The organism is Streptomyces sp. NPDC007164 (assembly GCF_040634135.1).
Classification (GTDB): domain Bacteria; phylum Actinomycetota; class Actinomycetes; order Streptomycetales; family Streptomycetaceae; genus Streptomyces; species Streptomyces sanglieri.
Map to the genome: position 1 here is coordinate 1 of NZ_JBEYFB010000018.1, position 20,704 is coordinate 20,704.

The window sequence follows — 20,704 nt, forward strand, 5'->3', positions numbered from 1 at the left end:
CACCACTAAAAACATTTTTTTTTTTTTTTTTTGTGATTTTATGTGGTGTCATATACACGCCGTGATAGCTCCCCCACAACAAAAAAGACGACACAGCTAACGCGTCGTGCGCTCAATGGATCTATGGCGTTAGTAGAGTGACGAACTATGACGACACCCGACACCAGGGGCGACCGAGAGAAGGTCGTCTCGAAGCTGCCCTCCTGGCTTCGCCAGGAACTCAAGGTCCGCGCCGTTCAGCACGGCATCGACATGCAAGACGCCGTCGAAGCCGGCATTACGGCATGGCGCGGTCTCGGATCCAACCTCTCCCCCATCGACACTTCCAGGGCGGAGTCCTTCGCGACGTTCCTGCCCTCTCCCCTGTGGACCGGATTCCGCTCTGACTGCAAGCGTCGCGGGGTCTCCCTCATCCAGGGCCTGGCCCAGTCCGTACGGGTGTGGCTGGACAGCCATCCCGCACCTGTGGTGAAGCGCCCCGACATCGTCCGACGCGTCGTCATCTGCAACCAGAAGGGCGGCGTCGGCAAGACCGCCGTCACTGCCGGGACCGGCGAGGCTCTCGCGGAGGACTCCACCTCCCTGGTGCCGGTCCGTGTTTCCAAGCACTTCGCCGCGCTCCTCGAAGAGGACCAGGAAGCTGTCGGCGATCCGCTCGCGCTGGAGGATCTGCCCGGTCTTGGGCAGCGTGTCCTGCTCGTCGACTTCGACCCCCAGGGGCACCTCACTAAGCAACTGGGCCACGCTCCCCTGGCCATGGATGGGGACTCCCTCACCAATCACATGGCTGGTGATGGCAAGGGTTCGCTGAGCGATCTCATCGTGCCGATCGAGGAGGACCGGTTCGGTGGGCGCCTGCACCTTCTGCCTGCCTGCACCGATGCCTTTCTCCTCGATGTACGACTCGCCTCCGTCCGTGCACGGGAGTCGGCCCTCGAACGAGCCCTTGCCGCAGTCGAGCCCGACTACGACGTCATCCTGATCGACTGCCCTCCGAGCCTTGGGCTCAGCATGGACGCTGCCACCTACTACGGGCGCCGTCGCCCGCAGGAAGTGCCGGGCAACTCCGGTGTTCTCATCGTGGTCCAGGCCGAGGACAGCAGCGCCGACGCCTACGAGCTGCTCACGTCGCAGATCGAGGACATGCGCAATGACCTCGCTCTCGACGTCGACTACCTCGGCCTGGTCGTCAACCACTACGACGCCCGTCGCGGTTACATCGCCACCTCCTCGCTCCAGTCCTGGATGGCCATAAAGGATCCGCGAGTCGTGGGCGTCATCGGAGACCTCAAGGAACAGAAGGAAGCCGTCCGTGCCAAGCGGCCGCTTCTTGCCTATGCACCCCGCTGCGAACAGTCCGTTGCGCTTCGCGCCCTCGCCCGGGAGATCAGCAAGTGAGCAAGGCCAAGAACCTTGGGGCCGGTTCCTCCTTCGCCCAGGCCCGCCCCATCAGTGCCCGGCGGGCCGCGATCGGTGCGGCTACGGGTGTGCCGACGGCCGGCGTCCCCGATCCGACCGAGCTCTCTCTGAACCTCATCAGCCAGAACCCCGACAACCCCCGCGAGGAGCTGCGCGATCTTGAGGGGCTGGCAGAGAGCATTGCGGAGATCGGCCTTGTCAACGCTGTAACGGTGGCTTCGATCGAGGCCTACCTGGAAGAGCGTCCGCACCGTGCGGCCGACCTCGACGAGGGGGCGCGGTACATCGTCGTCGACGGCCATCGGCGTCTTGCCGCGGCCCGTCTTGCCGGTGCTGCGAAGATTCGCGTCAGCGTCGACAACGCCCTGGTCTCTACGGACGAGGCGCTGCTTGAGGCAGCGTTCGTGGCCAACGTCCACCGTGACGACATGAACCCGCTGGAGCAGGCGCAGGCGCTTCGTACGCTCGTCGACTTCTACGGTTCTCAGACCAAGGCTGCCAAGAGGCTCGGCATCGCGCAGTCGACCATTTCGTCGAAGCTCTCCGTCCTCGACCTCGATCCCCAGCTCCAGTCGGATCTGGTGGAGGGGCGCCGCAAGATCGAGCACGTACGGAATCTCTCCAAGCTGCCGCCCGAGGAGCAACGCCAGCAGGCGGATGCGCGGGCTGCCGCAGGGGTTCAGCGACGCTCGGCGGTACGCGAGCTATCACGGCGTGATAGCTCGGAGAGCGGGAATGCGGATGAGTCGGGGGGTGGGGCCGATACGTCAGATGGTCTCGCCGTCCCGGATAGCTCTGGGGAACATCGGTCGGAAGTATCACGGCGTGATAATCCGGGGGAGGCTCCGGCAGAGCTATCACGGCGTGATAGTTCGGGGGAGAGCCAAGCCGATCTATCACGGCGTGATAGCCCGAGCGAGGAGCAAGCCGACCTATCACGCCGTGATAATCCGGGAGCTCGGGCCTCGGAGCTATCACGGCGTGATAGCTCCGAGGCCCGGGAAGAGGTGTCGGCGACGCACGATGAAGTGCCCGGGCAGCGGTCGGAACGCGCCGGACGTCAGGTCGCTCCGGCTCAGCTGGCCCCGGGGGAGTCGGGCATCGTTGCACTCGGCAAGGTTACGAAGATGCCCTGGCACGACGGTCATCAGGTTGCCGACCTTGTTCTGAGGAAGATGGACGAGGCTCAGCGGAAGATCCTTGTCGACAGGATTCTTGCCGAGGGCACCAACTCGGTTCGATGAGTGGTCCGGTGGGGAGGTGGGCCGGGGTGCCGGGGTATGGACTCCGGTTCCTGGCCCACCTCCGCCACGGCCACGGCCCGCTCACCGGGGTGGTCTGCTGCGGGCCGGCCTGTAGTGGTGGGGCGGGCGAGGAACTGCTCGGCGCAGCAGGTGTGTTGGCTGCCGGTGTGACAGAACTCCGGTTGTCCGGCCTGCAGTTTCATGACCTCGACAGGCGCGACTGGCTGGTTTGTGCTGTGAGCGCAGTCGAAGGGGAAGCCGCTTGAGCCTGGACGGAGACCGGCTTGAGTGGCTTGAGCGGTGGGGGAGTGGGCTCAGCGACTGGATGTCAGCGACTGAATCAGCGTTGAGTCGCTTCGTTCTACGAGGGAAAACCGCAGGTCAGAGGGGCTTGTTGGGGGAACAGCGACTGAAGCGACTCAAGTTTCAGGTATATGGAGACATTCGTGCGTGTGCGTGTGAGCGCGTGTGTGCGTCATATATGGCGAGCTTGAGTCGCTTCAGTCGCTGTTCTGTGCCGAACAGGCCTCTGACCTGCGGTTCCATGCGTCTGTTGGTCAGCGACTGAGCGACCGTCCGTCTCTGGGCCCTCGGTCGTGCCTTCGCTGGAGCATCTTGCAGATGCGTACACCTGTTCTGTCCCATGTGCCTCTCCTCTCCCCCAGATTTCGCTAATCTGATTTTGGGAGTTGAGTCGCTTCAGTCGCTGATGGGGGAAGTGAATGGCAGCTGAGCTGCAGGTTTCGCGCAGCGACCAACGGCAGTTCGGAAGATCTGCATCGGTCGCTGCGCAGCCTCTGACAACTGCCTCGTGGTGTGCGCGCCAGGGGTGGCCGGTTCATCCTCTTGCTCCGGGCCGTAAAACGCCTGTGGGCAACTGTGAGGTGTGCCGCGTTCAAGGTCATGCCCGAGGGGGGTGCGACTGTATTCGTGAGGGTCGCTGGTGTCATGGTTTTCATGCGGCGACGCTTGATTTCGACCGGATCCAGCAGTGGTGGGGATCCCGGCCCGATCTCGGGGTGGGAGTTGCCACCGGTCCTGCCGGCCTCGTAGTCATCGATATCGATGCGCATGCGTGTGAACTCCCCGACCGTGACCGGCTGCTGCCCGGTGTCGGGATCTCCGCAGGCGTCGACCTGACCGGGCTGGCCAATGGCTTCCACACACTGGGTGTGCTGGCTGCCCTGCGTGGCACTGCCAGCCCGGCGGACGACGAGTCGACGCTGCGTGTCCGTACCCCGTCCGGGGGGCTCCACGTGTGGTACCGCAACGACAGCGGTCACCGGTGGCAGTGTTCCTCCGGGTCGGGCGGTGGCCGCGCGCTCGCCTGGCAGGTCGACGTCCGGGCGCACGGCGGGTACATCGTGGCGCCCGGGACCGTGACCCCTGCGGGGGTCTACCGGCCCGTGGGGCCAGTGCGCGTACCGGCTGCGCTTCCCGCCTGGCTTGCCAGGGAACTGGAGCGCACCGGGCATCTGCCGTCTGCTTCCGTGCCGGGAACCCGGCCGGTGCCGCCCCGTGCCCGGCAGGCGGTTCTCGCGGCCGGTGGTGGCCGTGGTGTGGGGGACCGGGTGCTGACCGGAGTTCTCGCCGAGGTCGTCGCGTGTGCGGCGGTATCCGAAGGCGCCGCGTTCTCCGAGAAGTTGAACCGGGCCGCGTACACCGCAGGAGGTCTGGTCGCGGCGGGGCACCTCACCGAGGACGAGGCGACGCGGGTGTTGCAGGACGCGGCCGAGCGGGCCCGTCCGGGGCAGCAGCGGCGTTGTCTGGCGATCATCCGGGGTGGTCTGAGCGCAGGTCTGTCCCGCCCGCTGTCCCTCGGGGGGCGGGCATGACTGTGGACGAGGAGAGAGCACTCTCTGCCTTCGACGTTCAGGCGGTGGCCGCGCAGATCCTTGCGCAGCCGGTTCCGGCGCCCCGGCAGAGCGAAGAGTCCGCGCGGTATCAGGCTGCTGCCGCGCAGGGGGAAGGCGAGGCGACGGCGGACGGGTTGCTGCCCGACACACTGACCGACCGCGGGAACGCCAAGCTGTTCGTCAAGCTCTACTGCAACGACTACCGGCACGTCCCCGGGATCGGCTGGTACCGGTGGGACGGCACCCGGTGGCAGATCGACGAGGACGACACGGTGATGTGGTCGGCGGGCGATCTGGCGGAGTCCATTGCCACTACGGATCCGCGAGGCGTCTACACCCCGACAGCGTTGCAGCAGCATCGCCGCCGCACGCTGAGCACCAGCGGGATGAACGCGATGCTGACCCAGGCGAAGTCAGCCCCGGGGATGGTGCTCAACGCGGCGCGGCTGGACGCGGATCCGTACGCGTTGTGTACGCCCGCAGGCGTCGTCGATCTGCGTTCGGGGCGCATTCGTCCCGCCGAGCCCACGAAGGACTTCCATTCCCGGTCGACCTCGGCCGCGCCGGAGCCGATGCCGACGCCGCGTTGGAACCGGTTCCTGACCGACACCTTCGGTGAGGGGCCGGACGGTGCGGAGATGATCGACTTTCTCCAATTGCTGCTCGGCTACTCGGTCACGGGGGATGTCGGCGCCCAGGTCATGCCGTTCCTGTTTGGCTCCGGGAAGAACGGAAAGTCCGTACTGCTGGACGTCTTGATGAAGTTGCTCGGGGACTACGCGGACGCGGCGCCTCCGGGGTTTTTGATGTCGCGTCCGTACGAGGGGCATCCCACCGATCTGGCGGAGCTGCACGGCCGGCGCGTGATCGTGTGCAGCGAGGTCAAGCCGGGGGACCGCTTTGACGAGGCCCGGGTCAAGCTGCTGACCGGTGGCGACCGGATCAAGGCGCGCCGGATGCGGCAGGACTTCTTCAGCTTCGAACCGACGCACAAGATGTGGCTGCTCGGCAATCACCGGCCCGAGGTGGGCACGGGCGGCTTCGCGTTCTGGCGGCGTATGCGGCTGATCCCGTTCGAGCGGGTCGTCTCCGACGATCGCAAGATCGACAACCTGGCGGACATCCTCGTCACCCAGGAAGGTCCGGGCATCCTCAACTGGCTCATCGAGGGCGCCCGCCGCTACCTCGGGGGCGACAAGGACCTGACGGGCCCCGAGCGGGTCCGCATCGCGACCACGGCGTACGCCGAGACCGAGGACCACACCGGGCGCTTCGTCCACGAGACCTGTCGGCTTGAAGCCGATCTGCGCGCAGAGCAATCCCAGCTCTACGCGGCCTACAGGAGCTGGTGCCAGAATGAGGGGGCGCCGGCGATATCGTCCCGGGCCTTCGCGGCACGTGTCCGCGAGGTGGTGGGACTGGCGTCACCGAAGGAAATGATCCTTTCCAACCAGCGCAAGTACTACCCGGGCATCGGCCTGCTCGCGGACGAGGAGACAGTATGAGTGCCCTCATCGCAGAGGACGAGATCGTCGACGAGATGGATCTCGTCTGGCTTGAGGACATCAGTCGGCTCGACTATGTCCGTCAGAGCCTGGACCGGTTGCCGACCCGGCGGGGGAGACCCGCGTACCACCGTGACGGCCGGATGGTCGGGTACGCGCTGCTGGGTCCGAAGGCCAAGCCTTCCCGTTCCTCGGGTACGTTCCGGCGGCGGGTGTTCTGGTTGCTTCCGCACGACCGGGACACCGAGCCCGACGGGCTGTACGCGAGGGGGGCGCCGGCGGAAGCCGTGGATGTGCGGACGCTGGCGCCGGGCAGCAAGGGGCACAAGACCGAGCGTTCAGAAGGCGGTCCGATGTCGTCCACGATGCGGGAGCTTCAGCCGTAGTCTCAGCCTCGACTCCAGCCGTGGTCTCAGCCTCGACTTCAGCTTCAGCTTCAGCTTTGGCTTCGGTTTTGGCTTCGGCTTTGACTTCGGCTTTGACTTCGGCTCCTGGACCGGTGTCGGGCGCAGTTGGGCACGGCTCGGCGGCCGGTTTCCTCGGCGGATGGATTAGAAACAGGCCGTCCGGTATATTTTTCCACGGGGATGGATCATGGCCAGGGGAGGCGTCGCGGTGCAGGGGGAACAGCCGGTGCGGGCACAGGTCGTGGTGGTCGGTGGGGGACCGGTGGGCATGCTCATCGCCGCCGAGCTCGCCGGGTACGGAGTCGACACAGTGCTCCTGGAGTCCAGGGCCGAGGTGTCCGAGCAGCCCAAGGCGACCACGCTGCACGCCCGGGCGGTGCAGACGCTGGCTCGGCGCGGCCACCTGCCGGGGCAGGGATATCCGTACACCGGTGGCGCGGCGGAGAGTGCCTTCCACTTCGCGGGGCTGCCAGGACTGGTCATCACGGCTCCCGCGCGCGAGCCCGAGCCGATCCTCAAGTGCCCCCAGGCCGAGCTGGAGCGGCACTTCGAGGAGCGGGCACTGGCGGCCGGGGCACGGATCCTGCGTGAGCACCGGGTCACCGAGCTCGTCCAGGAGGGCGGCGGGGTACGGGTCACGGCCGATGGGCCGCAGGGGAGCGTGGTCTGTCTCGCCGAGTACGCGGTGGGGGCGGACGGCGCCCGCAGCACGGTCCGGGCCCGGGTGGGTATCGCCTCCGACACCCACCCGGCGACGGTGTCCGCGCTCATGGGGACCGTCATGCTCGCGCAGCCGGACGATCTCACCAAGGGCTGGCACCAGACCCCGCGCGGCTGGATCGTGGCCAAGCGTGACGCGGAGGGCCGGACACACATCCGGACGCTGAACTGCACCGGCGCCCACGCGGATCGACAACTGCCGCTCACTCTGGAGGAGTTGCGGCAGGAGGTCTCCTGGATCGCCGGCCGGGACATCGCGATGGACGAGCCGCGCTGGCTCAGCAGGTTCAGCGACTTCGCGCGGCTGGCCAGGAGCTACCGCGCGGGGCGGGTCTTCCTGGTGGGCGACGCTGCGCATGTGCACTTCCCGATCGGCGGGCAGGGCCTCAGCGCCGGGGTGCTGGACGCCCTCAACCTGGGCTGGAAGCTGGCGCTGGCGGTGCACGGCTCGGCGGGCGCGGGGCTGCTGGACACCTATGGCCTGGAGCGCCGTCCGGTGGCCCGGCAGGTCATCGAACAGACGCAGGCGCAGCTGGCGCTGATGCGGCCCGGTACCGAACTCGACGCGCTGCGCCGGGTGTTCACCGGAATCCTGTCGGCGGACCGTGAGCACGGGCATCTCGGCGGTCTGATCAGTGCCCAGGACACGGTGCTCCCGGACGACCGGGACGGTGGGGCCTCCGGTGGAGCGACGGGGACGTTCCTGTGCAATGCGGTGCTCAGTACGGCGGATGGAGAGACCGATGTGATCGGGCTGCTGCGCCAGGGCAGGCCGTTGCTGCTGCTCTTCGGCGAGGGGGGCGCCGACCGGCGGGAGACGGCCCGGGAATGGGCGGGGATCCTGAATGTGGTGCGCGCCCGGCCCACCGCCGAGGTGCCGTACGACGCGTTGCTGGTGCGGCCCGACGGCTACATCGCCTGGGTGCCGGGCGGTCGTGACCTGAAGGAGGCGTTGTCGGAGTACTTCGCCGAGGGCGCTGTGGCTGCGGGGCGTCGTTGACGGTGCCCCGCAGCCACGAGCGGTGCTCAGCCGGTCGCTTCGACCAGGTCCCGCATCTCGGCCGCCTTCAACGCCTCGTCGTAGACCGCGGCTCCCCGGCCCTCGGAAAGATCGAGCGAGGCGAGGATCGAGGGCACCACCGCACTGGGCAGTACGTGGCGCATCAGGGCGGAGACCCGGCCCACCAGGTCGCGGTACTCGCAGACGGCCTGCGACATGGACTGGATGCCGGCGAAGGAACCCACGATGACATCGGCCGTCTCGGACGGCGAGATGTGTGGGAGCAACTCGCCCTGGGCCTGCGCCTGTTGGAGCAGGTCGAGGCCGACCTCGACCCAACGCAGAAACGGACCGCTGCGATCGAGGTTCTGCGCCAGCTGGTCCATGGTCAGCCGCACGCCGGCCCGGACCATGGGGTCGGTCTGCAGCCGGTGGGCCTGGAGCATCACGACATCCACGATCTCCTGCACCTTGGAGACGCGGGGAGGGACGATGATGCGCTGGTCCTGCTCGGCGAGGACTCCCTGGGCCAGATCTTCCTTGGAGTGGAAGTGGAAGTACAGGGCGCCCTTGGTGACTCCTGCCTCGGTGAGGATCTGGGAGATCGTGGCCGCTTGGTACCCGTGTTCCTCGAAGATCTTGGCCGCTGCCGAAAGGATCGTCTGACGGGTACGGATGGCTCGTAGCTGCTCAGCCACTCTGCCTCCTCCCTCCTCAGGGTGGTGAACGTCGGGTGGCGGTAAAGAAACCGTCCAGTTCGTATCTTACAGGCCGCTTCCTTGGCAGTACCGGCCGGGAGAATGTCGGGCAAGAGAGGCAAAACCAATGATTCTTGTCACCGGTGCCACGGGGACCATCGGGCGGGAAGTTGTCCGAAGGATCCCTGCTGACCTGGCAGTTCGCATCATGGCCAGGGATCCGGGACGGGTCACGGGAGCGGGAGCGGCGGCCGAGATCGTCCACGGAGATTTCTCGGATCCGGGATCACTGGCGGGTGTTCTGCGTGGTGTTCGCACCGTTTTTCTGGTGACCAACCCAGGCGGTGACGACGACGCGGGCTTCATCCGGGCCGCCCGGTCGGCGGGGGTGCGGCACGTGGTGAAGCTGTCCGCCGCCGCGGTCGCCGACAGCCGGGCCGAGGACCTGATCACCCGGTGGCAACGCCGTAACGAAGAGCTGTTGCGCGCATCCGGTATGGAGTGGACCTTGCTGCGTCCCCGCGCGTTCATGTCCAACGCGCTTTCCTGGGCCGGCTCCATTCGCTCGGGCGACGTCGTACGGGCCCTGCACGGGTCGTCGTCCAACGCCTGCGTCGATCCTCGCGACGTGGCGGAGGTTGCGGTATGCGCCCTCACCGAGGACGGCCACGCGGGCCGGACCCACACCCTGACCGGACCGGAGGCGGTCTCCGCGGTCGAGCAGACGGCCCAGCTCGCGGAACTGCTGCGCCGTCCGCTCCGGTTCGAGGAGCTGGGCCCTGAGCGGGCGCGTGCCGCGCTGGGCGCGCGCTATCCGGCGGACATCGTCGAGGCGCTGCTGGAGAGCGCGGAGCGCGGCCGTGAGGGCGCCAAGGCGGCGGTGGACGGCACGGTCGCCGCTCTGCTCGGCCGGCCGGCCGGGACCTTCCGCGGATGGGCGGGCGATCACCTGGGTGCCTTCGGGAACGGGGACCGGTGAGGACGCACAGGTGAGGACGCAGGGACGGCGGCTGCCCAGGTGGGCGGCCGCCGTCCGGCACGGTTGAGTCACTGTTCGGCACGGATCAGACCCCGTGCGGCCCCGCGGTCACCGTGGAGCTGAAGACCAGTGCACCGTCCTGATGAGCGGTCACCAGGACGCTCCGGTGGCCCTCGGAGGAGGTGTCGGGCAGCACTGCCGCCTCGATCGTGCACGGGAAGTCCAGTTCGACGTACCGCTTGAACTCATTGGCGATGGTGAGTGGGAGGTAGGACGACCGGCCGAGGGCCGCCGCCGTGGCCTGGCGGGCGGCTTCGACGAGCACCATGCCCGGCACATGGTCGACCGCATGCTCGAAGAGCACGGGGTGGCGGGTGTCCACCCGCAGCTGCCAGTGGTTCTGCTCGTTGGTGGGGGAGAGCACCACGTCCATGGGGGACATGCGCCCGACGCTCTGCGGGGCTGCCGGGCTGCTCAGCGGCATCTGGTACCGCTCCCCGCCGGGAATGTGCTCGCCGCGCACCCGACGGTAGACCGCGGGCGCCATGCAAGAGAAAGAGCCGCCACCGGTCGCGACGGTGTTCCCGTCATGGTGGAAGACCGCCTCGAAGCGCAGCCCCGACAGGTTCCGGCCCCGCCGGTTGATCTCCGTGCAGTGCACGTCGATGCTGAGAGAAGCCGGCTCGTACCCCATCAGCAGATACTGCGGACGTACGGAGAAGTCGAGGTCCCAGACGAGGAACTGGTGGCCGAAGGGCACCCCGAACTCCGCGTGCCCCAGGAGTATGCCGATCTGGCGGACCGTCTCGCAGCCTATGAGCGGATCGTGGTAGCCGTCCGCGACCGGGGTGAAGAAGCTGTGGCCGCGCGGCCACTGGGCGGACACGACGAAGCGGGTGTCGTCGACGCGGTCCCAGTCGGTGAGCATGACCTCCGAGACAGTGGTCCGGTGTACGAGTTCTTTGGGAACGGTCATAGTCAAAGTGGTGGGGTAGAAGCCGCCGGGCTTGATCGTGGACGCCTTGGCGCCCCTTGCCAATTCTCCGTCGAACGCTGTCTGTTCGACCTGAAACGTGCTCGCAGACATTGCTCCCCCTGTGCGGGTGCGAGAGGTGTGGTAGAGGCTGTTCCTTGGCCCGAAAATACAGACCAGCCGGTTTAATTTCTAGTGTTCTTGGCTCCTTCTGACCCACAAACAGCGGAGGGGTTCACTCCGATTCGCCTGTTTTTGGGAACGGGCCAGGCCGAAGCGTTCTGGAGCAGGGGTTTGCGTAGCTCTTGGCCTTGTGGATCGAGATGCGCCGCGGTGTTCTGCCGCACGGTTGGGCCGCTTCGGGGTTTTGGTGGATGGGTGAGAGATCCTTCAAAAACCGCATGTACGGTTTGTTATAGTTGCCGCCTGCCCTTTGGCAAGCACGGCAACTTCTGGCAATGACGGAGCAGTTGATGGCCAAACAGGAACGTGCGGTGCGTACGCGTGACACCCTGATCCGGTCCGCGGCCGAGGTATTCGACCGTGATGGCATCTCGACGGCGTCGCTCACCGCGATCAGCTCACGAGCGGGGGTGAGCAACGGGGCGCTGCACTTTCACTTCGCCAGCAAGGCCGCCCTGGTGGACGTCGTCGAGGAGGTGGCGCTGACCAGGTTGCTGGCCGTCACGAGCAGCACGTTGCCACTCGGGGCGAGTCATGTGCAGCTTCTCGTCGACGTCACCCATGCGCTCGCCGACGCGCTGCGCGGCGATGTGGTGCTGCGCGTCGGATTCGCGCTGAGCGGTGAGACGTCCCGCGCGCGCCGGGTGGATCTGCGGGAGCGCTGGCGCTGCTGGGTCGAGGAGACGCTGCAACGGGCCGAGGCCGAGGGCGAGCTGTGCCGGGGGGCCGAGATCAGGGACGTGGGCACCGCCGTGGTGGCCGCTACCGTGGGATTCGAGGTGCTCGGGGTGCGGGACTCGACGTGGCTCGCGGCGTCGACGGTGGCGCGGTTCTGGCGGCTGCTGCTGCCGTCGCTGGTGCCGGCGGTACGTCTCGCCGTAATCGAGGCCGGAGGGACCCGGAGTCCGTAGGCGGTGGTGTGATGGAGCCCCGGTCATTCGCGCGGTGCGAAGGACCGGGGCTTCTTCGTGCTCGGTTGCGGCGACGACGTGTTGCGCGAACGGTTGGCGGCGATCCTGTGCTGAGACACGCGGAACACCGTCGATATTTCCGACGCCTTTGACTGCGCCCGCCCTTTCACTCCGTGGCCGGAAAGGTGCGCTGCCGTGGTGATGAATCGGATTGCAGTGGTGCTGGAGTGGTCATCGAATACCTTCGGGGAATACTGAAGGCCGGTCGCTGTGGTGCAATTGGTGGATCGGAATGTGGGTGGCACGAATGGGAGTGCCGTGGATTCGGGCTGCGGCACTTTTGCATACGGCGGCCACTGGCCACGCGTTGTATATGTCTTACGGGCAGCCCCCGAGTACCGGTCTCTTGCGTGTTGTGTCCTGTGCGCTGTTCCTTATCGCTTATGCCTTACGGCCGGAACGGCGGTAGGCATAAGCCGCGTACGCGCCGAAGATCAGCAGCCAGGCGACCAGCACCACGATGCCCGTCATGCTCGGCGCCTCGCCGTCCGTCGTGTGCCAGCCCAGCTCGCCGAAGCGGTAACCCGGCGTCCACTTGGCCACCGAAGCCATCCAGCCCGGGAACTCGGTGATGGGGAACCACAGCCCACCGACCAGCGCGAGCGCCAGGTTGCAGACGATGTTCGTGACGTTCGTGGTCTGGGACGAGAGCTGGTAGCCGTTGGCGATCCCGAGCATGGTGAACGGCAACGAGCCGACCCACAGCAGCAGCGTCAGCACGACCCACTGCCAGGCCTCCAGCCGTACACCATTGACGATCATGGCCGTGAGCAGGACCACCACGATCGCCGGCAGCACCATCAGCGAGCCGGTCACTGCCCGCCCGAGAACCACCTGCGCCGGAGACAGCGGTGTGATCCGCAGCTGCCGCAGCCACCCCACGGCCTTGTCCTCGGCGACCGCAGTGCCCGAGCTGAGACCGGCGCTCAGCGCACCGTACGACGCCAGCCCCACCATCGCGGTCACGGCCCAGTCGTCCGTTCCGCCGGAGCCGCCGCCGACATTGGTGAACATGATGTACATGAGCACCGGCGTGCCGATGCCGAAGATGACGAAGCCGGTGTCACGGAACGTACGACGCAGTTCAAGATTTACGTAGTTGGAAACGAGGGCGACCGAACTGGCCATCACGCGCCTGCCTTCGGGGTCTGGACAGCGGAATCGGACGAGGCGGAGGGGATGGAGGGGGCGGAGGGAACGAGCGGGCGGTCCGCGTCACGACCCGAGTGGTGCGCCGTCAGGGCCAGGAACGCGTCCTCCAGGCCCGCTGGGGCGACTTCGAGACCCCGCGGCGACAGCACGCCCGGAAGGGCGCCGACCGTCGCGTCCGAGTCCGACGTACGCAGCCGCACCCGGCCGTCCACGACCTCGACCGACAGCACACCCGGCAGCGCGGCCAGGCCGTCCGGCAGCGTCCCGTCCGGCAGCGTCCCGTCCGGCAGCGTCCCGTCCGGCACGGTGAAGGAGACCATGCTGGACCCCACCGTGTGCTTGATGTCCGCGCCGCTTCCGTCGGCTATCAGCTGTCCGCTGTCGATGACGACGATCCGGTCGGCGTTCTGGTCCGCCTCCTCCAGGTAGTGCGTGGAGAACAGCACCGTCTTGCCCCGGTCGGTGAACGCGCGCATCGACTGCCAGAACAGCCGGCGGGCCTCCACGTCGAGCGCGGCCGTCGGCTCGTCCAGCACCAGCAGATCGGGGTCACCGGCCAGCGCGACCGCGAAGCTGACCCGCTGGGCCTGACCGCCGGAGAGCTTGTCCGCGCGCCGCCCCGCCAGGTCGGCCAGGCCCGCCAGCTCCAGCGCCTCGTCCACCGGCATCGGATCGGGATACGTCCGGGTCACGAAGGACACCAGTTCACGCACCGTCACCCGGGAAACCGGCTTGGAATCCTGCAGCATCGCGCCGACCCGGCCGTCGCTCACCGCATGGCTCGGGGGCTTCCCGAACAGTTCCACCGTGCCGGAGGTCGGGTCGTCCAGACCCAGCAGCAGACCGATGGCCGTCGACTTGCCCGCGCCGTTGCGACCGAGCAGGGCGACTCTTTCGCCCGGCCCGATGGTGAGATCGAGTCCGTCGACAGCGCGCACTGCGCCGAACTCCTTGACAGCGCCGGTGAAATTAACCACCGGTATCGCCCCGTGTGTTGTTGTCATGATCGGAACTGTAATGAGACGGCCGGGCATTCGGTAGACAGAGATGTGGGGATTTCAGTCGTGCAGAACGCGTCCTGTACCGGGCGCCGTTACGGGGATCCGCGACTTCTTGAAGGGGACGGATCGCCGTGCCCCGATTCACCGTGCGGTAGTTGGTGATTCCGCACAGCAGGAATGTGCCGGGTGATCGGTGGCCGGAAACGACGTGCCGTAGTGCCGGGTGGTGGCTTCGCCGAGCACCGTAGCGGGATTCCGGGCCTGTCCGGTCGCTACTGTGCGGTCACTACTGTCCGGTCGCTACTGCGCGGTCGCCATGTGCGGCAGCCGTGTGCGCGCTCTTCTTGCGGGCGCGGTAGGCGGCCGCCTTGATCTTGTTCCCGCAGGACTCCATGCCGCACCACTGTCGCCGCATCCCGCGGGAGCGGTCGATGTAGACGCGGGTGCACTCGGGGTTGCCGCACTCCTTGAGCAGGGGCACGTCCGGCCCGCTCAGGAGTTCGACCGCTTGGCGCGCCACGGTGGACAGGGCTTCGTCCGGCGTCGCCTCCGTCCAGCGCCCCGAGGCGGTGAGCTGCGGTGCGGCGGGCGGTTTGCGCGCCGCACCGTTCAGCACGTCCAGGGCGTCGTCGGCGTACTCCTCGCCGAGGCGGCGGGCCGTGACCAGCTGGTAGACGGCCTCCCGCACGGCGATCGCGCGGTCGACGTCGGCCCGGTCGCCGGGGGAGACCGCGTCGACGATGCCCGATTCCAGGTACCACGCCCTCAGCCGCTCCGGCGTCGCGAGCATTTCGAACCGCACCGAGCGCCGTGCCCGGAGTGTCGCGGCGAAGTCGAGCGCCGGATTCCCGCATACGAAGACATGTTCCAGGTTCACATCACCATTCTGGCAGGTGACGATCGGGCGGGCAAGGCTCGTCACCGTGCGCGCGGCCGGAGCGCAGCCGGATCTCGCGGCCCTGCCAGCGCCTGCGCAGCCAGCGGTCGTGGCTGGCCAGGACGATCGCGCCGGGCCCGGCACCCAGGGCGGCCTCCAGCTCGTCGCACAGCCGAGGGGACAAGTGGTTCGTCGGCTCGTCGAGCAGCAGCAGCTCCGGCGGACGCGCCACCAGGAGCGCCAGCGCGAGCCGGCGGCGCTGACCGACCGACAGCTGACCGACCGGCTTGTCCAGGTCTGCCTCGTGCAGCAGCCCCAGCGAACGCAGCGGGACCTTCTCCACCCGCTCGGCACCGAGCGAGCGCTCATAGGTCTCATGCCCGGTCCGGTCGGGGTGGGAGAACACGGTGTCCTGGGCCAGCAGCCCCACCGTCAGCCCCTTCCGCCGTCTCACGTCGCCCTCGGCCGCCAGACGCCCGGCGAGCACGGACAACAGCGTCGACTTCCCCGCGCCGTTGCCGCCCGTGACGAGGAGGCGCTCGGTCGCCGGTATGTCCAGTCGTGCGACGTCGAGCCTGCCCGGCACCCGTACATCACGCAGGGAGACGAGGGTGACGAGGGTGGCGGGGGAGTCGACGGAGTTGGGGGAGTTGGGAGAGTTGAGGGGGTTGAGGGGGTTGGGGGAGTCGTCCACCGGGTTCTCGGCGGGCGCGGTGACGGTCAGTGCGGTGCCGTGGAATCGCAGCGGCTGCGGCGGCTCACCGGTCTGGCTGCGCTCCAGCCCGTCCAGCCGGCGCGTGGCATTGCGCACCCGTCGCGAGATCTGGCTCTGCACCCGTCCGGCGCGATGGCCGTAGCCCATCTTCTCGTTGTCGCGCCGCTCACGGTCCGGCGCCACGAGGCGCGCGGTGACCCCGGCCGAGTGGCGCAGCGCCGCCAGTTCCTCCTGCTCATCGGCGTACCGCCGCTCCCAGCGTTCCCGCTCGGCGCGCTTCTCGCCCAGGTAGGCGCTGTAGTTGCCGCCGTAGCGGACCGGGCCGTCCATGGCCGGGTCGAGGTCGACCAGATCCGTGCAGACGGCGTCGAGGAAGGCCCGGTCGTGGCTGGCCACCACGACGACCCCGGGCAGACCGCGCACCTGCTCCTCCAGGAAGGCGGCGGCGCCGTCGTCGAGGTGGTTGGTCGGCTCGTCCAGCAGCAGCGCCGAAGGGCGCCGGACCAGCAGAGCGGCAAGCGCCAGCCGGCCGCGCTGCCCGCCGGAGAGGGAGCCGAGCGTCCGGTCGTGCCGGAACGCGCCGAGGCCGAGCCCGTCGAGCACCATCGCGGCCCGCCGGTCGGCGTCCCAGGCCTCCCGGTCCTGGGCCTGTTCGAGTTGTCGGCCGTACGCGTCGAGCAACTCGGCACAGTCGGGAGAGTCCTGCGGTGCGTGGGCGAGCCGCTCGGTGAGGCGTTCGAGCTCGGCCAGGTCGTCGCGGGCCTCGCGCAGCGCCTCGTCCAGCACGTCGGCGATCGTCGACGCGTCGTCGAACGGCAACTCCTGGTGCAGAAAGCCCAGGTCGGCAGGGCGGGTGATGCTCCCGGCATCGGGTTCGTCCGCTCCGGCGAGCAGCCGCAGCAGCGTCGACTTGCCGACGCCGTTCTCCCCGATCAGCCCGATGCGGTGGCCGGGGGAGGCGGTGAGGGAGACGCCGTCGAGAACCCGCCTGGCTCCCAGGGTACGGACGACGTCATGGGCGAGCAGGGACGGTCGAGACAAGGTGGTCCACCTGATGTGATCGGTGCTGCGGCCCGCCGGGTGGTGTTCCACCTCGGGCGCGGGCCCGGTCGGCACATCAGCGGCTCACATCTCGGGTGTCCCGGTTCCCCGTGATCCCGTCCCGGTCCCGTGTGTTCCCGTTTCGCGCGTTGCCGTCTCCGGGGCTCCGGTCTCCGTCAGCCTGCCGTCGGCCAGCCGCAGCCACCGGTCCACGCCGATCCGGGCGAGAAAACGCTCGTCGTGGCTGACCACCACGAACGCTCCCCGGTATGAGCCCAGCGCGCTCTCCAACTGGCCCGCGCTCACCAGGTCCAGGTTGTTCGTCGGCTCGTCCAGGAGCAGCAGCTGCGGAGCCGGTTCGGCGCACAGCACGCAGGCCAGCGTGGCGCGCAGCCGCTCGCCGCCGGACAGCACGCCGACCGGAAGGTGGGCCCGGGGGCCCCGGAAGAGGAAGCGGGCGAGCAGATTCATCCGCTCCGCCTCTGTCCGGTGCGGTGCGGACGCGGTGAAGTTCTCCGCGACCGTACGGTCGAGATCCAGCAGGTCCAGCCGCTGCGAGAGGTAGGCGATGCGGCCGTCGGCCCGCTTGATCTGCCCGCCGTCCAGCTCCAGTTCGCCGTTGAGCAGCCGCAGCAGTGTGGTCTTCCCGGAGCCGTTGGAACCGGTCAGCGCGATGCGCTCGGGGCCCCGGACGGTCAGGTCGACGCCCGCTTCGGTGAACAGGCCCCGGCCGCCGTGGCGTACCTGCATCCGCTCGCCGAGCACGAGTGTGCGTCCGGCCGGCACGACGGTGTCCGGCAGGTCCAGCGTGATGCGCTGCTCGTCGCGCAGGGCGCGCCCCGCCTCGTCCAGCCTGGCCTTGGCGTCGGAGACCCGGGAGGAGTGCAACTGGCCGGACCGGCCCGCGGACTCCTGGGCGCCGCGCTTCATGTTCCCGGCGAAGATGCGTGGCAGGCCCGCGCTCTTGAGGTTGCGGGCGGCGTTGCTCGCGCGGCGCTCGGCGCGTTCGCGGGCCTGCTGCATCTCCCGCTTCTCCCGCTTCAGTTCCTGCTCGGCGTTGCGGATGTTCTTCTCGGCGACCTCCTGCTCGGCCCGCACCGCCTCTTCGTACTCGCTGAAGTTGCCGCCGTAGAAGCGCAGTTCGCCGCGTTCGAGTTCGGCGATGCGCTCCATCCGGTCGAGCAGCGCCCGGTCGTGGCTGACCAGCAGGAGGCAGCCGTTCCAGTCCTCCAGTACGTCGTAGAGCCGATGGCGGGCGTCGAGATCGAGGTTGTTGGTCGGCTCGTCGAGCAGCAGTACGTCGGGCCGTTTCAGCAGCTGGGCCGCGAGGCCGAGCGAGACGACCTGGCCGCCGCTGAGCGTGTTCAGGCTCCGGTCGAGGGCCAGACCGGCGAGGCCCAGCCGGTCCAGCTGGGCCCGGGTGCGTTCCTCGATGTCCCAGTCGTCGCCGATGGCCGTGAAGTGTTCCTCGCTCACGTCCCCGGACTCCACGGCGTCCAGGGCCCGGATCACCTCGGCGACGCCCAGGACCTCGGCCACCGTGAGATCACCGGTGAGGGGGAGGCTCTGCGGGAGATGGCCGAGCGTGCCGTTCACGGACACGGACCCGGTGCCGGGCCGCAGCTCGCCGGCGATCAGCTTGAGAAGGGTGCTCTTGCCGGAGCCGTTGGGCGCGACCAGGCCCGTCCGGCCGCTGCCCATGGTGAAGGACAGGTCGTCGAAGACCGGGGTGTCGTCGGGCCAGGCGAAGGAGAGGTTCGAGCAGATGATGGCGGCGTCGGACATGGAGATACCTCGAATGAGATACGGGCAGACGCAGAATGCTGCCCGGAACATGGAAGAAGGGGACGACTGAACGGCCACGACGGCGATGCTCCTGGGCATCGGCCGCTGGCCTGACAGGTCGGGGTCTCACCCCGAGATGTCGTCGTCACCCACCATGTCTGGTCTCCTCGATACGCGATCAACGCTTTCGCGAGCTTAACAGCCGCCCCTCGGCGACCTCTCGCGGTTTTTCCGGCGAGCGGGAGGGATCGTACGAGGGGCGGGCGTGGAGCGGACGCGGGGCAGGTGTGAAACAGGCGCGGGACGGGCGTGGGGGCTAGGGCCTCTCGTTTGGATCATGCCGGGCTCGCGTGCCCCGGTGCCGCACCTCGCCGCGTTGTCGTCGGTTGCCATGGCTCCTTCCCCAAGCTCTCGACTCCGCTCGAGCAGGGGAGACCCCATCTGTCGCCCTCCTCCGCCTTGCGATGCACGACACCGGACCCCGCTCCCTGATCCGACCTGATCCAAACGAAAGACCCTAGCGGCGTGGGCTACAGGCCGAGGTCGGCGGCCAGGCAGGAGAAGGACATCCACGAGCTCTCCGGGTCGTACGCATCCCTCGCGGACTCGTTCGGCGAGGCGGGCCTCACCTCGACCATGTCCTGGTAGGGCACGCGCTCGGGCAGCTTCCCGAACCGCTCGTGCCGGGCCGCTGCCGCGCTGTCCACCGCGATCTCGGTGATCTCGGTGTTCGCGGCGCCCACAGTCTCCAGGGTGTCCGCACGCTTCGCAGTACTCGCAGTGGTGGCGGTGTTGGCGGTGGTGGTGCTGTTCATGGCCGGACTCCGCTCGATCGTTGCGGATCGCGCCGTAGCGCCGGGCTGGTATCAGCGTCGCACCAGGGTCGTCACCTGTCAAGCCAGTGACGCTTGGGTGGTGCGGTCAGGAGTGGTCCACGTCCATGACCGCCCGGACGAAGTCGGCGGGTGCCGAGTGCACCGTGGTCATGTGGTGCGGCAGAGAGCGTGGTCGATGAGGTTGCGCAGTGCTTCTTCCTGACGGGCCGCGGTCTGCGGGTCCGCGGAGCGGCTGTGCGCGGAGACGGTGACAGCGCGCCGTCCGTCTGTGGTTGTCGCTGTCCGGATGACATATCCGAAGCCGCTTCCCCCGTGCCCGAGGTATCCGTCGCCGCAGGACAAGGGGGTGAAGAACAGTCCCAGGCCGTCCCGGGCGCCTGCCGGGTGGCCACTGTCCTGCGGTACCGGGACTGTGGTCCGCATGGCATCCAACTCGGCGGGCTTCAGCAGCCGTCCGTTGGCCAGGGCGGTGAAGAAGCGGTTGAGGTCGCGGGCTGTGCCGGTCATCGAGCCGTCGGCCCCGCTGTCGAAGGGCCGGTAGGGGATCGTGGTGTCGACCATCGGGCCGTACGCGGTGAACTGCTGGTAGTTGGCCGTATGCGGATGCGGGAGGAAAGGCTTTGTGCCCGGGGTGTCGGTGTGCCGCAGGCCGAGGGGGCGCAGGATGCGGTCGTGGACCTGCTGTTCCCAGGTGCGGCCGGTGACCTTCTCGATGATCATTCCGGCTAGTACGTAGTTCGTGTTGGAGTACGCCCAGCGGGTGCCGGCCGGGAAGTCGGGCTCATGGCGCATGGCCAGGGCGACCAGCTCTTCGGGCTGGTGGGCACTCCACCGGTTGGCGAAGTAGGTCTGGGCACTGGGGTCGGGGAAGACGTCGTAGATGTAGTCGGACAGGCCGCTGGTGTGCTGCAGCAGGTCGCGGATGGTGATGGTCCGGCCGTCGTTTCCGGTTCCGGACACGACCCCGGGCAGCAGCTGCTCCACTGTCTGGTCGAGGGAGATGCGCTTTTCGCCCACCAGTTGCAGCACGACGGTGGCGACGAACGTCTTGGTGGTACTGCCCAGACGCAGGTAGCCGTCGGCCGGAACCGGGCGATGAGTGACCAGGTCACCCACCCCGGAGCGGGCCGTGACGGTCCCGCGCGGGGTCTCCAGGCGAACCGCGACGCCGGTGACCTCGGCATCGCGCAGCGCGTCGGCGTCACGCTGCACGGACCAACCCGTGCCGGAGGGGTGCGGCGCGGCCGAAGCCGCAACGGAGGGCAGAGACGACACGGCCAGCGCAAGCACCGCAGCTGGTAACCACACACGACGAAAGATCATGACCTGAGGCTAGGAACGA

Annotated in this window: 17 protein-coding genes; 8 read left to right on the forward strand and 9 right to left on the reverse strand. The window is 68.2% G+C overall.

The annotated features are described in order from the left end of the window. Window positions 1–147: 147 nt before the first annotated feature. The 6 genes from ABZ622_RS22360 (at window position 148) to ABZ622_RS22385 (ending at window position 8,151) form a co-directional block, all read left to right on the forward strand. A complete protein-coding gene (locus ABZ622_RS22360; protein ID WP_360545724.1) occupies window positions 148–1,398 on the forward strand; it encodes a ParA family protein in 1,251 nt (416 codons plus the stop codon). Next, window positions 1,395–2,663 carry a ParB/RepB/Spo0J family partition protein gene (locus ABZ622_RS22365; RefSeq protein WP_360545726.1) on the forward strand — a complete coding sequence of 423 codons (1,269 nt, stop codon included), beginning with the start codon at window positions 1,395–1,397 and terminating at the stop codon, window positions 2,661–2,663. Before ABZ622_RS22360 ends, ABZ622_RS22365 begins: the two co-directional genes overlap by 4 nt. 722 nt (window positions 2,664–3,385) lie before the next feature. After that, a complete protein-coding gene (locus ABZ622_RS22370) occupies window positions 3,386–4,498 on the forward strand; it encodes a bifunctional DNA primase/polymerase (RefSeq protein ID WP_360545728.1) in 1,113 nt (370 codons plus the stop codon). Beyond that, window positions 4,495–6,024 carry a phage/plasmid primase, P4 family gene (locus tag ABZ622_RS22375; RefSeq protein WP_360545730.1) on the forward strand — a complete coding sequence of 510 codons (1,530 nt, stop codon included), beginning with the start codon at window positions 4,495–4,497 and terminating at the stop codon, window positions 6,022–6,024. Before ABZ622_RS22370 ends, ABZ622_RS22375 begins: the two co-directional genes overlap by 4 nt. Further along, window positions 6,021–6,410 (forward strand): DUF6009 family protein, encoded by a 390-nt coding sequence (locus ABZ622_RS22380; protein ID WP_124723573.1) that lies wholly within the window; start codon window positions 6,021–6,023, stop codon window positions 6,408–6,410. The genes ABZ622_RS22375 and ABZ622_RS22380 overlap by 4 nt, the downstream gene beginning before the upstream one ends. A 208-nt stretch (window positions 6,411–6,618) precedes the next feature. After that, window positions 6,619–8,151 (forward strand): FAD-dependent monooxygenase, encoded by a 1,533-nt coding sequence (locus tag ABZ622_RS22385; RefSeq protein ID WP_360545732.1) that lies wholly within the window; start codon window positions 6,619–6,621, stop codon window positions 8,149–8,151. 26 nt (window positions 8,152–8,177) lie between these two features. Here the strand turns inward: ABZ622_RS22385 and ABZ622_RS22390 are convergent, their stop codons facing one another. Next, window positions 8,178–8,849: a ScbR family autoregulator-binding transcription factor gene (locus ABZ622_RS22390; RefSeq protein ID WP_342282906.1), complete on the reverse strand. Its 672-nt coding sequence runs from the start codon at window positions 8,847–8,849 to the stop codon at window positions 8,178–8,180. Window positions 8,850–8,976: 127 nt separating this feature from the next. Here ABZ622_RS22390 and ABZ622_RS22395 point away from each other — a divergent pair, with 127 nt between their 5' ends. Further along, entirely contained in the window at window positions 8,977–9,828 is an 852-nt protein-coding gene (locus ABZ622_RS22395) for an NAD(P)H-binding protein (protein WP_360545735.1), read from the forward strand. Window positions 9,829–9,913: 85 nt separating this feature from the next. Here ABZ622_RS22395 and ABZ622_RS22400 read toward each other — a convergent pair whose 3' ends face one another. Next, entirely contained in the window at window positions 9,914–10,804 is an 891-nt protein-coding gene (locus ABZ622_RS22400) for a ScbA/BarX family gamma-butyrolactone biosynthesis protein (protein WP_360545738.1), read from the reverse strand. A 455-nt stretch (window positions 10,805–11,259) separates the two neighbouring features. On the opposite strand from ABZ622_RS22400, the gene ABZ622_RS22405 reads away from it, so the two are divergent. Beyond that, window positions 11,260–11,895 (forward strand): ScbR family autoregulator-binding transcription factor, encoded by a 636-nt coding sequence (locus tag ABZ622_RS22405; RefSeq protein ID WP_360545740.1) that lies wholly within the window; start codon window positions 11,260–11,262, stop codon window positions 11,893–11,895. A 441-nt stretch (window positions 11,896–12,336) separates the two neighbouring features. Here the strand turns inward: ABZ622_RS22405 and ABZ622_RS22410 are convergent, their stop codons facing one another. The 7 genes from ABZ622_RS22410 to ABZ622_RS22440 form a co-directional block, all read right to left on the reverse strand. Continuing rightward, the gene (locus tag ABZ622_RS22410; RefSeq protein WP_360545742.1) at window positions 12,337–13,083 is read right to left on the reverse strand and encodes an ABC transporter permease; all 747 of its coding nucleotides are present in this window, start codon (window positions 13,081–13,083) and stop codon (window positions 12,337–12,339) included. Next, window positions 13,083–14,111: an ABC transporter ATP-binding protein gene (locus tag ABZ622_RS22415; RefSeq protein ID WP_360545744.1), complete on the reverse strand. Its 1,029-nt coding sequence runs from the start codon at window positions 14,109–14,111 to the stop codon at window positions 13,083–13,085. Before ABZ622_RS22415 ends, ABZ622_RS22410 begins: the two co-directional genes overlap by 1 nt. Window positions 14,112–14,394: 283 nt before the next feature. Next, window positions 14,395–14,985, reverse strand: a complete 591-nt coding sequence (locus tag ABZ622_RS22420) for a CGNR zinc finger domain-containing protein (protein ID WP_360545746.1) — start codon at window positions 14,983–14,985, stop codon at window positions 14,395–14,397. A 1-nt stretch (window position 14,986) separates the two neighbouring features. Next, complete coding sequence (locus ABZ622_RS22425; protein WP_360545748.1) at window positions 14,987–16,741, reverse strand: ABC-F family ATP-binding cassette domain-containing protein; 1,755 nt, start codon at window positions 16,739–16,741, stop codon at window positions 14,987–14,989. A gap of 84 nt (window positions 16,742–16,825) precedes the next feature. Then, entirely contained in the window at window positions 16,826–18,526 is a 1,701-nt protein-coding gene (gene abc-f / locus ABZ622_RS22430) for a ribosomal protection-like ABC-F family protein (protein WP_360545750.1), read from the reverse strand. Window positions 18,527–19,056: 530 nt separating this feature from the next. Next, on the reverse strand, window positions 19,057–19,341 hold the full coding sequence (locus ABZ622_RS22435; protein ID WP_360545752.1) for a hypothetical protein: 285 nt from the start codon (window positions 19,339–19,341) through the stop codon (window positions 19,057–19,059). A 168-nt stretch (window positions 19,342–19,509) separates the two neighbouring features. Next, the gene (locus ABZ622_RS22440; RefSeq protein WP_360545754.1) at window positions 19,510–20,685 is read right to left on the reverse strand and encodes a serine hydrolase domain-containing protein; all 1,176 of its coding nucleotides are present in this window, start codon (window positions 20,683–20,685) and stop codon (window positions 19,510–19,512) included. Between the last annotated feature and the right edge of the window lie 19 nt (window positions 20,686–20,704).

Excerpts from the sequence above, each read along its gene's own strand:
- ABZ622_RS22440 (WP_360545754.1), bottom strand. The coding sequence starts at position 20,685 with ATGATCTTTCGTCGTGTGTGGTTACCAGCTGCGGTGCTTGCGCTGGCC.
- ABZ622_RS22415 (WP_360545744.1), bottom strand. The coding sequence starts at position 14,111 with ATGACAACAACACACGGGGCGATACCGGTGGTTAATTTCACCGGCGCT.
- ABZ622_RS22400 (WP_360545738.1), bottom strand. The coding sequence starts at position 10,804 with ATGACCGTTCCCAAAGAACTCGTACACCGGACCACTGTCTCGGAGGTC.
- ABZ622_RS22360 (WP_360545724.1), top strand. The coding sequence starts at position 148 with ATGACGACACCCGACACCAGGGGCGACCGAGAGAAGGTCGTCTCGAAG.
- ABZ622_RS22435 (WP_360545752.1), bottom strand. The coding sequence starts at position 19,341 with ATGAACAGCACCACCACCGCCAACACCGCCACCACTGCGAGTACTGCG.
- abc-f (WP_360545750.1), bottom strand. The coding sequence starts at position 18,526 with ATGTCCGACGCCGCCATCATCTGCTCGAACCTCTCCTTCGCCTGGCCC.
- ABZ622_RS22375 (WP_360545730.1), top strand. The coding sequence starts at position 4,495 with ATGACTGTGGACGAGGAGAGAGCACTCTCTGCCTTCGACGTTCAGGCG.
- ABZ622_RS22380 (WP_124723573.1), top strand. The coding sequence starts at position 6,021 with ATGAGTGCCCTCATCGCAGAGGACGAGATCGTCGACGAGATGGATCTC.
- ABZ622_RS22370 (WP_360545728.1), top strand. The coding sequence starts at position 3,386 with ATGGCAGCTGAGCTGCAGGTTTCGCGCAGCGACCAACGGCAGTTCGGA.
- ABZ622_RS22395 (WP_360545735.1), top strand. The coding sequence starts at position 8,977 with ATGATTCTTGTCACCGGTGCCACGGGGACCATCGGGCGGGAAGTTGTC.
- ABZ622_RS22385 (WP_360545732.1), top strand. The coding sequence starts at position 6,619 with ATGGCCAGGGGAGGCGTCGCGGTGCAGGGGGAACAGCCGGTGCGGGCA.
- ABZ622_RS22410 (WP_360545742.1), bottom strand. The coding sequence starts at position 13,083 with ATGGCCAGTTCGGTCGCCCTCGTTTCCAACTACGTAAATCTTGAACTG.
- ABZ622_RS22405 (WP_360545740.1), top strand. The coding sequence starts at position 11,260 with ATGACGGAGCAGTTGATGGCCAAACAGGAACGTGCGGTGCGTACGCGT.